This is a genomic window from Symbiopectobacterium sp. RP, assembly GCF_050472005.1.
In the GTDB taxonomy this organism is placed as follows: Bacteria; Pseudomonadota; Gammaproteobacteria; order Enterobacterales; family Enterobacteriaceae; genus Symbiopectobacterium.
The window spans coordinates 1,081,222-1,094,570 of record NZ_JBGOGS010000002.1; the positions used below are offsets into that span (position 1 = coordinate 1,081,222).

General features: G+C 53.3%; 11 protein-coding genes. All 11 read right to left on the reverse strand.

Features of this window, described 5'->3' with window-relative positions; all coding sequences use genetic code 11:
- Position 1: 1 nt before the first annotated feature.
- On the reverse strand, positions 2-724 hold the full coding sequence (locus ACD630_RS24595; protein ID WP_430360959.1) for a transposase: 723 nt from the start codon (positions 722-724) through the stop codon (positions 2-4).
- Positions 725-805: 81 nt separating this feature from the next.
- Positions 806-1,030 carry a hypothetical protein gene (locus ACD630_RS24600; RefSeq protein ID WP_430360960.1) on the reverse strand — a complete coding sequence of 75 codons (225 nt, stop codon included), beginning with the start codon at positions 1,028-1,030 and terminating at the stop codon, positions 806-808.
- Complete coding sequence (locus ACD630_RS24605) at positions 924-1,268, reverse strand: hypothetical protein (RefSeq protein ID WP_430360961.1); 345 nt, start codon at positions 1,266-1,268, stop codon at positions 924-926. The genes ACD630_RS24600 and ACD630_RS24605 overlap by 107 nt, the downstream gene beginning before the upstream one ends.
- A 155-nt stretch (positions 1,269-1,423) precedes the next feature.
- Positions 1,424-4,648, reverse strand: a complete 3,225-nt coding sequence (gene carB, locus ACD630_RS24610) for a carbamoyl-phosphate synthase large subunit (protein ID WP_430360962.1) — start codon at positions 4,646-4,648, stop codon at positions 1,424-1,426.
- A gap of 14 nt (positions 4,649-4,662) precedes the next feature.
- Complete coding sequence (gene carA / locus ACD630_RS24615; RefSeq protein ID WP_430360963.1) at positions 4,663-5,811, reverse strand: glutamine-hydrolyzing carbamoyl-phosphate synthase small subunit; 1,149 nt, start codon at positions 5,809-5,811, stop codon at positions 4,663-4,665.
- 442 nt (positions 5,812-6,253) lie between these two features.
- Positions 6,254-7,072: a 4-hydroxy-tetrahydrodipicolinate reductase gene (gene dapB, locus ACD630_RS24620; RefSeq protein ID WP_430360964.1), complete on the reverse strand. Its 819-nt coding sequence runs from the start codon at positions 7,070-7,072 to the stop codon at positions 6,254-6,256.
- 288 nt (positions 7,073-7,360) lie between these two features.
- Positions 7,361-8,311: a 4-hydroxy-3-methylbut-2-enyl diphosphate reductase gene (gene ispH / locus ACD630_RS24625; RefSeq protein ID WP_430361278.1), complete on the reverse strand. Its 951-nt coding sequence runs from the start codon at positions 8,309-8,311 to the stop codon at positions 7,361-7,363.
- A complete protein-coding gene (gene fkpB / locus ACD630_RS24630; protein ID WP_430360965.1) occupies positions 8,292-8,765 on the reverse strand; it encodes an FKBP-type peptidyl-prolyl cis-trans isomerase in 474 nt (157 codons plus the stop codon). The genes ispH and fkpB overlap by 20 nt, the downstream gene beginning before the upstream one ends.
- Complete coding sequence (lspA, locus tag ACD630_RS24635) at positions 8,762-9,274, reverse strand: signal peptidase II (RefSeq protein WP_430360966.1); 513 nt, start codon at positions 9,272-9,274, stop codon at positions 8,762-8,764. The genes fkpB and lspA overlap by 4 nt, the downstream gene beginning before the upstream one ends.
- Positions 9,274-12,087 (reverse strand): isoleucine--tRNA ligase, encoded by a 2,814-nt coding sequence (gene ileS / locus ACD630_RS24640; protein ID WP_430360967.1) that lies wholly within the window; start codon positions 12,085-12,087, stop codon positions 9,274-9,276. Before ileS ends, lspA begins: the two co-directional genes overlap by 1 nt.
- A gap of 43 nt (positions 12,088-12,130) precedes the next feature.
- Complete coding sequence (gene ribF / locus ACD630_RS24645) at positions 12,131-13,072, reverse strand: bifunctional riboflavin kinase/FAD synthetase (protein ID WP_430360968.1); 942 nt, start codon at positions 13,070-13,072, stop codon at positions 12,131-12,133.
- Between the last annotated feature and the right edge of the window lie 277 nt (positions 13,073-13,349).

Here is a 13,349-nt window from a genome sequence, read left to right on the forward strand (position 1 = left end):
GCTAGCTATCAATAACCTGCGTAGCAGGGCACCAGCGCTGAAGCCATTTTTCTACATCATGGCAGGCACCTTTCAGCAGCTTAAAAAAGGATTCAATACCCCAGCGCCAGTAATACCAGCGAGCGACTTCCGCGCTGGTGAGCTCGTTGCTAACGTTTGTGAGCAGCGTCCAGCGTCCGATAAATTTACCGTGAGTATCGGTAAGGCGAACCACAACTAATCTGAGTGTCAGAGCTACGCCTGGCTGAACTTTCACTCGCCGTCCGCTGTTCTTGTCTTTCCGCTTCGCTTTTGCTGTTCGCGTTATGATCACAGATGTTTCCCCGATCTCCATATTGGCTTTTTTCCCTTTCCAGCCAACCTGTCCGTTTGCGATAAATGGCAGATCGTCTGCAATTTCACCAATTTTACGGGTGTCACCGCCCCACTCGGCCCGATGCCCTTCCTTTCCCCGGATAAGCCAACATATTCCCTGGGAGCTTAATGTGCGCATATGCCCGATAGAGTCACCTTCACGGTCAATGAGATGAACTAACTTCTTCCCGGTATCAAGAGACTCAACGCGGGCGATATCAGCCGTCAAAGCATCCATATGAGTCAGACTCTCAGACAAGCCCTCGGTTAGCGTTGAACGACAACCCGCCCTATCGGTTAGAGTTTGAGACAGGGGCGCTATTGGTAAACCATTTGCAGCATCAAGCAGTAGGCTGGCTTGTATAGCCAAGCGACATTATTTTGATAACAATTAGCTGTATTTTTTCCCACATATCAGGGCATTGGCTGTAATCATTTTTAAGTCTGTTGGCTATAGTTCATAACCGACGTCGCCACCATGCGTCATTTTCAAATGTTCTTCTTTCCCATTGTGGGTACGAAACTGTAAATGAGACCAGTCGTGAACGACGAGAGCGTATGGATGCGGGCTAAGTGCAACCTGCCGGAGAGCCAGCGAAATATAGCCAAGCGACATTATTTTGATAACAATTAGCTGTATTTTTTTGCCACATATCAGGGAATTGGCTGTAATCATTTTTAAGTCGGTTGGCTATAATAGGTTCATTGAGCTGACTGAAGCTAATACGTTCATTATTAAAAAAACGCCAAATGGCCTGAGTAGTGGCGAATGTTGTTTTCTGCGCGCAGGCAAGGTCTTTAACGGCTGACGCCAATGGTGCTGGGGGAGTCATGTGTTGCTTAACCAGACGCTGATAACGCCGGTTAAGGCGGGCATCAATCCCGCCGATGGATAAGTTGAGATTATGCAGCAACGTAATAGCAGATATTGCAAAAGATGTGTAGATACCACCTATGGCTTTGAGGGAGGGGTTATTATTCAAACACATTATAGATTTGAACAATTCTATTATCTTTACCCATAAAAAAACCAGCGCATTCGCGCTGGCTTTTTCTTGGTTAGCGTAGGTTAACCTTTAATTTGCGCATGCATTTCCTGCACCGAGGTCACCTTCTCGGTCGGATCCGCATTGAGCGCCATCGCCGTGGCGAAGCCGCCGTTCATGGTCGTATCGTAGTGCACCTTGTATTGCAACGCGCTGCGGCGAATCAGTTTGGAATCTTCAATCGCCTGACGCCCTGCGGTCGTGTTGACGATATACGTGTACTCGCCGTTCTTGATACGGTCCTGAATGTGCGGACGCCCTTCATGCACCTTGTTCACCAGACGCGGATTAATACCCGCTTCACCTAGCTCAATGGCGGTGCCGTGAGTCGCGTCCAACTCAAAGCCGTGTTTCAATAGATTGGCCGCCAAATCCACAACGCGTACTTTATCGCCTTCACGAACCGAGAGCAAGGCACGTCCTGATTTCTTCATCGGTGAGTTGCTGCCCAGCATCGCCTTGGCGAACGCTTCGGCAAAGGTGCGACCCACACCCATTACTTCGCCGGTAGAGCGCATTTCTGGCCCTAAAATCGGGTCAACGCCGGAGAACTTGTTGAACGGCAGCACCACTTCCTTCACGGAGTAATACGGTGGGATAACTTCTTTGGTGACACCCTGCTCCGTCAGCGTCTTGCCTGCCATCACGCGCGCGGCCACTTTCGCCAACGGTACACCGGTCGCCTTGGAGACAAATGGAACGGTGCGCGCTGCACGTGGGTTCACTTCAATCAGGTAGACTTCGTTGTTCTTCACAGCGAACTGCACGTTTATCAACCCACGCACGCTCAGTTCGAACGCCAGTTTCTCTACCTGCTGGCGCATCACATCCTGAATTTCTTTGCTCAGCGTATAAGCCGGCAATGAACAGGCAGAGTCACCGGAGTGCACGCCCGCTTGTTCGATGTGTTCCATGATGCCGCCAATCAGCACGCGCTCGCCGTCACAGATAGCGTCCACGTCCACTTCAATGGCATCATCGAGGAAACAGTCCAGCAGCACCGGCGCATCGTTGGACACGCTGACCGCGTTCTGGAAGTAACGGCGCAAATCTACTTCGTTGTAAACGATTTCCATCGCACGGCCGCCCAGCACGTAGGAGGGACGAACCACCAGCGGATAACCGATGCCGCGCGCTTTTTCCACCGCTTGCTCGATGGAGGTGACGGTGGCATTTTCCGGCTGTTTCAGGCCCAGACGATTCACCGCCTGTTGGAAACGCTCACGATCTTCTGCACGGTCAATAGCATCCGGGCTGGTGCCAATAACTGGCACACCCGCAGCTTCCAGTGCACGCGACAGTTTCAGCGGCGTTTGGCCACCATACTGCACGATAACGCCTTTCGGTTTCTCGATACGGACAATTTCCAGCACGTCTTCCAACGTGACGGGCTCGAAGTAGAGACGATCAGAGGTGTCGTAATCGGTTGAAACCGTTTCCGGGTTACAGTTGACCATGATGGTTTCATAACCGTCTTCACGCAGCGCCAGCGCCGCATGCACACAGCAGTAGTCAAACTCGATGCCCTGTCCGATACGGTTCGGCCCGCCACCCAACACCACGATCTTGTCGCGATCCTGATTCGGATTAGCTTCGAACTCTTCATCGTAAGTGGAGTACATATATGCGGTATCGGTAGCGAACTCTGCCGCACAGGTATCGACACGTTTGTAGACCGGGTGCAGATCATATTTGTCGCGCAGTTTGCGAATTTCGTTTTCAGATACACCGACCAGCTTCGCCAGACGCGCATCGGCAAAGCCTTTACGTTTCAGGGTGCGCAGGAAATCGGCCGTCAGTGCCGTTGCGCCCTTCTCAGCAACCTGCTCTTCGAGACGCACCAGCTCTTCAATCTGCACCAAGAACCAGCGATCGATGTTGGTCAGGTTAAACACGCCATCCACAGACATGCCAGCACGGAAAGCATCTGCCAGATACCAGATACGCTCAGCGCCCGCGTCTTTCAGTTCGCGGCGAATTTTGGTCAGCGCTTCCGGATCGTCCAGATCCACTTTCGGATCGAAGCCCGTTGCGCCGACTTCCAGACCACGCAGCGCTTTTTGCAGCGACTCTTGCTGGGTACGGCCAATCGCCATCACTTCACCGACCGATTTCATTTGGGTGGTCAGGCGATCGTTGGCACCAGCAAATTTTTCGAAGTTAAAGCGCGGGATCTTTGTAACAACATAGTCAATGGAGGGCTCGAACGATGCAGGGGTACGACCACCGGTGATATCATTCATCAGCTCATCCAGCGTATAGCCCACGGCCAGCTTGGCGGCAATCTTGGCAATCGGGAAACCCGTCGCTTTGGAAGCCAGCGCGGAGGAGCGCGATACACGCGGGTTCATTTCGATAATGATCAGGCGACCGGTTTTCGGGTTAACCGCAAACTGCACGTTGGAACCGCCGGTTTCAACCCCGATTTCACACAGTACCGCCATGGAGGCGTTACGCATGATTTGGTATTCCTTGTCCGTCAGGGTTTGCGCTGGCGCAACGGTAATGGAGTCACCGGTGTGGATACCCATGGCATCCAGGTTTTCAATGGAACAGACAATGATGCAGTTGTCTTTCTTATCGCGCACCACTTCCATTTCATACTCTTTCCAACCGATGAGGGATTCATCAATCAGCAGCTCTTTGGTCGGTGACAGATCCAGACCGCGCGCGCAAATTTCTTCAAACTCTTCACGGTTATAAGCGATACCGCCACCGCTGCCGCCCATGGTAAAGGAGGGACGGATAATGCAGGGATAGCCCACATCGGCGGCCACGGCCAATGCTTCTTCCATGGTATGCGCGATGCCGGAACGCGCGGTTTCCAAGCCAATTTTCTTCATGGCGATATCGAAGCGGCGGCGATCTTCCGCTTTATCGATAGCATCGGCGGTCGCACCGATCATGGTGACGCCAAACTCCGCCAGCACACCCTGCCGCTCAAGCTCGAGCGCACAGTTCAGCGCTGTCTGCCCGCCCATAGTCGGCAGCACCGCATCAGGACGCTCTTTTTCGATGATTTTACGCACCACTTCCCAGTGGATCGGCTCGATATACGTCGCATCGGCCATTTCCGGGTCGGTCATGATGGTCGCCGGGTTGGAGTTCACCAGAATGACGCGATAACCCTCTTCACGTAACGCTTTACACGCCTGCGCACCAGAGTAATCGAATTCACAGGCCTGACCGATAACGATCGGGCCGGCACCAAGGATCAGGATGCTTTTAATATCAGTACGTTTTACCATTTTTCTGCTCCCGATTATTTACCATTGGCACGATAAGAGTGAATCAGTTCGATAAAGTGATCGAACAAGGGGGCCGCGTCGTGCGGACCAGGGCTTGCTTCCGGGTGTCCCTGGAAACTGAATGCCGCTTTATCCGTGCGATGAATCCCTTGCAGGGAGCCGTCAAACAGCGATTTATGCGTCGGGCGCAGCGTCGCTGGCAGTGAGTTTTCATCCACCACGAAACCGTGGTTCTGCGCGGTGATCATCACACAGTCGGCATCCAGATCTTTCACCGGGTGGTTACCACCGTGGTGACCAAATTTCATTTTGACCGTTTTAGCACCGCTTGCCAGCGCCAGCAGTTGGTGACCTAGGCAGATGCCAAATACCGGAATATCGGCCTCCAGGAAGGCTTTGGTCGCCTTGATGGCGTAGTCACACGGCTCCGGGTCGCCAGGGCCGTTGGAGAGGAAAATCCCGTCCGGATTCAGTTTGAGCACTTCTTCAGCAGAGGTCTGGGCAGGCACAACCGTCAAACGGCAGCCACGATCGACCAGCATACGCAGAATGTTGCGCTTCACTCCGTAGTCGTAAGCCACTACGTGGTACGGCAACTCACTTTCCGCTTTAGCAGCAGGCAGGTCGCCGGTCAACGTCCAGCTACCTTGCGTCCAGCCATAACGTTCCTGTGTCGTCACTTCTTTTGCCAAATCCATGCCTTTCAGGCCAGGGAACGCTTTGGCTTTTTCCAATGCCAGTGCCGCATCCGGCGCATCCCCGGCAATAATACAGCCATTCTGCGCCCCTTTCTCACGCAGCAAGCGAGTCAGCTTACGCGTATCGATATCGGCGATGGCAACGATGTTATTGCGTTTCAGATAATCTGAGAGGCTCTCTTCATTACGGTAGTTGCTGGCAATCAGGGGCAGATCGCGAATAACTAGGCCTTGAGCATGAACAGAGGGGGATTCTTCGTCGCTGGCGTTAGTGCCGACATTACCAATATGGGGATAAGTGAGAGTGACAATCTGGCGGGAATAGGAAGGATCAGTGAGGATTTCTTGATAACCGGTCATCGATGTATTGAAGACCACTTCCCCCACTGCCGTTCCCTCTGCCCCGATGGCACAACCGTGGAATTGGGTTCCGTCTTCCAGAACCAATAGCGCTGACTTAATCAAAACACCCCCAAGGAATAAATAATCATATTATCTGCATATTAATTCAGATTAGCCACTCCAAATCAATGCAAAAATTACCTTTTCGGTAAACTTTTGGCAAATTGCGCGCATTTTAATGATGGTCGTTCAAATTGTCCACTCTAACCGCTATTTTTCTTCATTTTTTATGGCTTACGGCGTCACCGACTTACCACAGCCACAAAAGCAGCCATCAAAAAGGTAAAGTAAACGGTTGCCTAGTGACATTATTAGCCAGAAGGAAATATTTGACTAGTAGATGCCTGACAGGGCAATAGGTGGTTAAAAAAACGCCAACACAATCTTTATAAAGGAGAGAAAAAAAACTTACATCGACCACGACATAATAAAATCACAAAATACATATAATTAAAAAGAATGTAAAATAATACACAAAATTCAATAAGTTAAATAACAGATAAAATCAAAGTTCATTGAGAGAAAGCACGTCTCTCATATCAAAAAGACCTGATTTATTACCCTTCAACCAAATTGCTGCACGAATAGCACCATTAGCGAAGGTCATACGGCTGGAAGCCTTATGGCTAATCTCAATGCGCTCACCAACATCCGCAAACATTGCAGTGTGCTCACCGACGATATCTCCGGCACGCAAGCTGGCAAAACCGATACTGTTTGGCACACGTTCACCGGTGTGGCCCTCACGCGCATAGACCGCGCAGGTTTTCAGATCGCGCCCTAACGCTCCTGCAATGGCTTCTCCCATGGCTAACGCCGTCCCCGACGGTGCGTCCACTTTATGGCGGTGGTGCGCTTCCAGGATCTCGATATCCGTGTAATCGCCCATCACGGTGGCCACTTTCTCCAGCAATTTCAGCATTACGTTGACACCCACACTAAAGTTGGCGGCAAACACAATGCCAATCTCTTGTGCAGCCGCACTGATAGCCGCTTTGCCTGCATCATCAAAACCCGTGGTACCGATAATCATGCTCTTGCCATGCTGGCGGCAGAATGTCAGATGCGCCAATGTGCCTTCCGGGCGCGTGAAATCGATGAAGACATCAAAATCATCACGTACCGCATCCAGCGAATCCTGCACAATAACGCCCAGCGTGCCCAGTCCTGCCAATTCTCCGGCATCAACGCCAACCAACGATGAGCCCTCACGCTCTAGCGCAGCACCGAGTACAGCACCCTCCATCTGCGAAACAGCATGGATCAGTTGACGCCCCATTCGACCACCGGCACCGGCAATCGCTACACGTATTGCATCCTTCATCGTCATCTCTCTTTTTTCACTTGCGCTGTAAAAACGTTCTCAGGTTAGCGGGCCAAGGCGATGGCTGCCAGCGGATTTCACGCAGGATTAGAAATTTCTGACAAAAAGGGGGAATAATCAGTAAAAGCTATCCGTCAGAAGGCATTCACTACACGCTGACAGATAAATCTCCCCAAATAGGTAACGCATAATCATGCAGTTTTTATGCATTCGAAAAAGGGGGATAATTCAGATAAAAAAATAGCAGGGATAACACCCTGCTATTTTTTACTCTGCCTCATGCCAGTATCAATCGATCTGCTTTACTTCCACGCGCAGCTCTTTTGGTACTTCAAAGACAATGTTCTCTTCACGGCCTTCCAGCTCGAGCGCGACTTTACCCCCGAAGGATTTAAGGCGTTCAATCACCTGCTGAACCAGAATGTCCGGTGCAGACGCACCCGCCGTTACACCGATACACGCCACATCCGTGAGCCAGCGCTCCTGAATATCGTTCGCAGAATCGACAAGGTAAGCGGGAATGCCGGAACGCTGAGCCAGTTCTGCCAAGCGATTGGAGTTGGAAGAATTTTTCGACCCCACCACCAGCACCACGTTTGCGCGCTCCGCCAGATAACGCACCGCTTCCTGACGGTTCGTGGTGGCGTAGCAGATATCGTCTTTACGTGGGCCGATAATTTGTGGGAAACGCTCACGCAGTGCATCGATTACCGCGGAGGTGTCATCCACCGACAGCGTGGTTTGCGTCATAAAGCAGAGGTTACCCTCATCTTTAACCTGCAAATTCCACACATCTTCCGGTGACTCCACCAGATACATGCCGCCATCGTCGTTGCTGTACTGCCCCATGGTGCCTTCTACTTCAGGGTGCCCAGCATGGCCGATCAGGATAGCTTCTACCCCTTTACGGCTGGCGCGCGCCACCTCCATATGGACCTTGGTCACCAACGGGCAAGTGGCATCAAAGACGGTCAGATCGCGATTCTTTGCTTCCGCCCGTACAGCCTGAGACACGCCGTGTGCAGAAAAAATCAGGATTGCGCCATCAGGCACTTCGCCAATCTCTTCAATAAAGATCGCACCTCGATCGCGCAAGCCATCCACCACGTAGCGGTTATGCACGACTTCATGGCGCACATAAATCGGCGTGCCATAAATTTCCAGCGCACGCTCGACAATGCTGATTGCGCGATCGACGCCCGCGCAGAAACCACGCGGATTAGCCAGTAAGATTTGCACGCTCAACCTCCTGCGCGACAGGATCGATATCCATCACCTCAACATCAAAGCTTACGTGATGACCCGCCAGCGGATGATTGAAATCGACTGTAACCGATTCTTCCGCCACTTCACGAATCACGCCGGGCATGTCATTTCCCGCCACGCCGCTGAACAGCATGATGGTGCCCACGTCCGGTACGCCGGTCTCGGCAAAATCGCTGCGCAGAAAGAACTGAATCAAATCCGGATTGGACGGCCCGAAGGCCGATTCCGGCGACAACGTGAAACGGTGTTTATCTCCCCGACGCAAGCCGAGGAGTTGCTGTTCCAGTGCCGGAGACAGGCTCTCATCCCCCAAGCGAAACAGCGCGGGTTTACCCCGTTCGCGGGTCGATTCCGCAACGCTGCCATCTTCCAGCGTCAGCACAAAATGCAGCAGTACGGCGCTGGTATTCTGCACGCTTTGCGTCATGCCTGCCCCTTCGGCTTCGCCGAGGCGTCGTGAGGTGCCAGAAAGCCTTCCAGCACTACCAGACCAGCCCCGATACAGACAGCCGTATCCGCCAGATTGAACGTTGCGAAGTGCCAGTCACCGACGTAGAAGTCAATGTAATCGACCACAAAGCCGTGCCAGGTTCTGTCGAACAGGTTCCCCAGCGCACCGCCGATAATCAGCGCATAGGCGATATTGTTCAGCTTCTGGTCGGCGCGGTTACGGTACATCATCACCAACAGCGCCACCACGATCATGATGGCGACACCGGCAAAGAACCAGCGCTGCCAGCCGCCTTTATCTGCCAGGAAGCTAAACGCCGCACCGTAGTTACGGGCATAGTGCAGGTTTAACGAGGGGAACAGCGCCCAAGTTTCACCCAGTTCGAAATTCGCCAGTACCCAGTATTTGACGCCAAGATCCACCGCCAACACTACCAGCACCAGCCACAGCCAGCGCAACCCGCTTGAACAGATCGATTTATTCATCAGACAAATTTACGCTCTTCGCCATTACCGCCCACATTCGTGGCACAGCGTCCGCATACCTCTGGGTGTGCAGCATCCACACCGATATCGGACTCATAGTGCCAGCAACGCGGGCACTTGTGCCCATCCGCTTTGCTTAAAGCAATTTTCAGGCCAGAGAGTTCACTCGCCTGCGCATCCGCCGGAGCATCTTCATAGCGTTCAACCCGCGCCTTGGAGGTCAGCAGTGCAAAATGCAACTCCTGTTGCAGACGCCCCAGCTTCTCGGACAGCTCAGCATCAGCATACAGCGTTACCGCCGCTTCCAACGAACCACCAATACGCTTGTCGTTACGCGCTTGCTCAATCACCTTGTTCACTTCGGCCCGCACTTTCAGCATGTCGGCCCAGAACGCATCATTCAGGGTTTCCTCTTCCGCCAGCCCGAACAGGCCATCATACCACTCTTCGGTAAACACGTACTGTGCGCGTTTACCCGGCAGGTAGCCCCAGACTTCATCGGCGGTGAAGGACATGATCGGTGCCATCCAGCGAACCAGCGCTTCCACAATATGGAACAGCGCGGTCTGGCAACTGCGGCGCGCCACGCTGTCATGCTTGGCGGTGTATTGGCGATCCTTGATGATGTCCAGATAGAACGAGCCCATTTCGATGGAGCAGAACTGCATCAGGCGTTGCACCACACGGTGGAAATCGTAGCTTTCGTACGCTTCAACGATCTCTTGCTGTGCGGCTTGCGCGCAGCCTACCGCCCAACGATCCAGCACCACCATCTCTTCCGGCTTCACACTGTGCAAGGCCAGATCGAACCCGTTCAGGTTTGCCAGCAGGAAACGTGCGGTGTTACGGATGCGGCGATAAGCATCGGCAGAACGTTTGAGGATTTCATCGGACACAGCGATCTCGCCGGAATAGTCTGTGGAGCCGATCCACAGACGCAGAATATCCGCGCCCAGCTTGTCCATCACGTCCTGCGGCGCAATGGTATTGCCGATGGATTTGGACATTTTGCGGCCCTGACCATCGACGGTGAAGCCGTGAGTCAGCACCTGACGATACGGGGCTTTACCCTTGATCGCCGTAGAGATCATCAGCGAGGACATGAACCAGCCGCGATGCTGGTCAGAGCCTTCCAGATACATATCGGCTGCATGCCCTGCAAATTCCGGGCGCACATCCACCACTGAGGCGTGGGTCGATCCGGAATCGAACCACACATCCAGCGTGTCTGGCACTTTGACATAATTTGCAGCATCAGCCCCCAACAAATCGGCAGGATCGAGATCCCACCATGCCTGAATGCCGTCCTGCTCAACTCGTTTAGCCACCGCTTCGATCAGCTCCGGCGTGCGAGGGTGCAACGCTTCGGTCTCTTTATGAACAAACAGAGACATCGGTACGCCCCAGGTACGCTGGCGCGAGATACACCAGTCTGGGCGGTTGGCAACCATGGACTCGATGCGCACCTGACCCCAATCCGGGATCCACTGCACGCCTTTGATTTCAGACAGCGACTGCTGACGCAGCCTTTTTTGATCCATGCTGACAAACCACTGAGGCGTGGCACGGAAGATGATTGGCGACTTGTGACGCCAGCAGCACGGATAGCTGTGTTGCAGTTTTTCCACATGCAGCAACGCGCCGCTTTCACGCAGCATGTCAACGATGAGGTCATTGGCTTTGAAGACAAACTTGCCGTCCAGATTCGGGTGCGTACCCGGCAGGTAACAGCCGTTCGGCCCCACCGGATTGGCGATTTCGAGCTGGTATTTCTGGCTGATGACATAGTCATCCGGGCCGTGGCCGCCCGCGGTATGCACCGCACCGGTACCGGCATCCAGCGTGACGTGGTCGCCCAGAATCGCAGGCACATCGAAATTCAGGAACGGGTGATTGAAACGCAACAGTTCAAGATCGGAACCCTTGCAGTCGCCCAGCACGGTCCAGCTTGTTACGCCCAGGCGCGCCATCACGCTTTCCACCAGATCGGCGGCCAGAATTAGCGCGTTGCCTTCGATTTGCACCAGTTGATAAGCAAACTCGGCATTCACGGCGATCGCGCGGTTCGCGGGCAGCGTCCACGGGGTAGTGGTCCAGATAACCAGTGCAATCGTGCCTGCAACAGCAGTGACACCAAATTTCGCCGCAACAGCTGCCGCATCAACAGCAGTAAAAGCTACATCAATAGACGGAGAGGTTTTATTGCAATACTCCACCTCAGCTTCTGCCAATGCAGAACCGCAATCGGCACACCAGTGCACCGGTTTAGCCCCTTTGTGCTGGTGCCCGTTGTCGATGATCTTGCCGAGAACGCGGATGATATTCGCCTCGGTATTGAAATCCATGGTCAGATACGGGCGATCCCAATCGCCCAGCACGCCGAGGCGGATAAAGTCTTTCTTCTGCCCTTCAACCTGCTCCGCCGCATACTTGCGGCATGCCTGACGAAATTCTGCCGCGCTCACCTTCTCACCCGGCTTGCCAATCAGCTGCTCGACTTTCAGTTCAATAGGCAGACCGTGGCAGTCCCATCCCGGTACGTACGGCGAGTCATAACCGGCCAGTCCTTTGGATTTGACAATAATATCTTTCAGAATCTTGTTAACTGAGTGACCTATGTGAATGTTGCCATTCGCATACGGAGGGCCGTCATGCAGAATGAAGGTTTTCTTGCCCTTTTTCGCCTGACGAATAATTCCGTACAAATCCTGTTCATACCAACGTTTCAGCATCTCAGGTTCACGCTTGGCCAGATCGCCACGCATCGGGAACCCTGTTTCCGGCAAATTCAGGGTAGTTTTGTAGTCACTCATTAGATTCTCGATTTAGTTTCGGCCATACCTTGGGGTATGAATATTACACCGGTGCTGCTAACCCGAAAAACGTCCGGGCCGTCACCACATCCTCGGCGATTTGCTGCGTCAATGCCTCTAGCGACGCAAACCGCTGCTCATTTCGTATTTTCTTACACAGCGCCACGTCTATATGACGCCCGTACAGATCCATGGCGACATCCAGCAGGTGCACTTCCAACTGCTGGCGTTTATCGCCGTCTACCGTTGGCCGGGTGCCGATATTGGCGACGCCGGGAAACGGCGTAGGGCCAAGGCCGTAGACTTCAACGGCATACACTCCACTAACCGGGGATACCTGGCGTTTCATCGGCAGATTCGCGGTCGGAAAACCCAACGTTCTGCCCAGCGCTTTACCATGCACCACGCGCCCGGAAATCGTGTAAGGGTGACCCAACAATTCTTGCGCCAGCGGCAGATCGTCATGCAGCAAGGCATCACGTACTGCGGTACTGCTTACGCGCCTACCGCCATTGCAGAACGTCGCCGTGCTGATAACGTCGAAACCATGGTTCTGCCCCGCCTCCTGTAATAACAGGAAATCACCGCTACGACCAGCCCCGAAGCAGAAGTCATCCCCTACAACGAGAAATTTCACACCCAGTTTTTCCACCAGAAGGTGGCGCACAAAGTCTTGCGCATCGTGTGCGGCGAACGCTGCATCAAACTTAACGCACAATAGTGCGTCAACGCCTGCGCGCGCTAGATAGTTCATCTTGTCCCGCAGCCGGGTAAGCCGCGCAGGTGCCTGATCGGCAGAAAACAATTCGAGCGGCTGTGGCTCGAAAGTCATCACCATCACCGGCAAACCACGCGCCAGCCCCTCCTGCTTTAGTCGCTCAAGCAGCATTTGATGCCCACGGTGTACACCGTCAAAATTGCCGATGGTGAGCACACAACCATAATGGCGTGCCCGGAGATTGTGTATACCGCGGATTAGCTGCATGGCGACTCAGGAACAGTTTGGTTAACGATATGGAAATCGGCGGATTATACCTTGTACAGCGGTTAAGGTTAAGGCGCGATTCACGCCTTTTGTCACGCAATTGCTCGGTAGTGCCTACCGTTCTTGCCATGCATTGCCCCTACGGCGTTGCTTCGTATGAGCAAAAATTCCTCTTTCTTATCAAAAGTTCGTCAGGTAAACGCGAATTTCTGTCGGGAAACGCTGTATTCCCGAGCGCGAAGCTGTTAAAATCCTGCGCCATCACAACGTAACGAGC

Bases quoted from the DNA above. Each gene is read 5' to 3' on its own strand.
- ACD630_RS24600 (WP_430360960.1), bottom strand. From the start codon at position 1,030: ATGATTACAGCCAATTCCCTGATATGTGGCAAAAAAATACAGCTAATT.
- ribF (WP_430360968.1), bottom strand. From the start codon at position 13,072: ATGCAGCTAATCCGCGGTATACACAATCTCCGGGCACGCCATTATGGT.
- carB (WP_430360962.1), bottom strand. From the start codon at position 4,648: ATGGTAAAACGTACTGATATTAAAAGCATCCTGATCCTTGGTGCCGGC.
- lspA (WP_430360966.1), bottom strand. From the start codon at position 9,274: ATGAATAAATCGATCTGTTCAAGCGGGTTGCGCTGGCTGTGGCTGGTG.
- ileS (WP_430360967.1), bottom strand. From the start codon at position 12,087: ATGAGTGACTACAAAACTACCCTGAATTTGCCGGAAACAGGGTTCCCG.
- dapB (WP_430360964.1), bottom strand. From the start codon at position 7,072: ATGAAGGATGCAATACGTGTAGCGATTGCCGGTGCCGGTGGTCGAATG.
- fkpB (WP_430360965.1), bottom strand. From the start codon at position 8,765: ATGACGCAAAGCGTGCAGAATACCAGCGCCGTACTGCTGCATTTTGTG.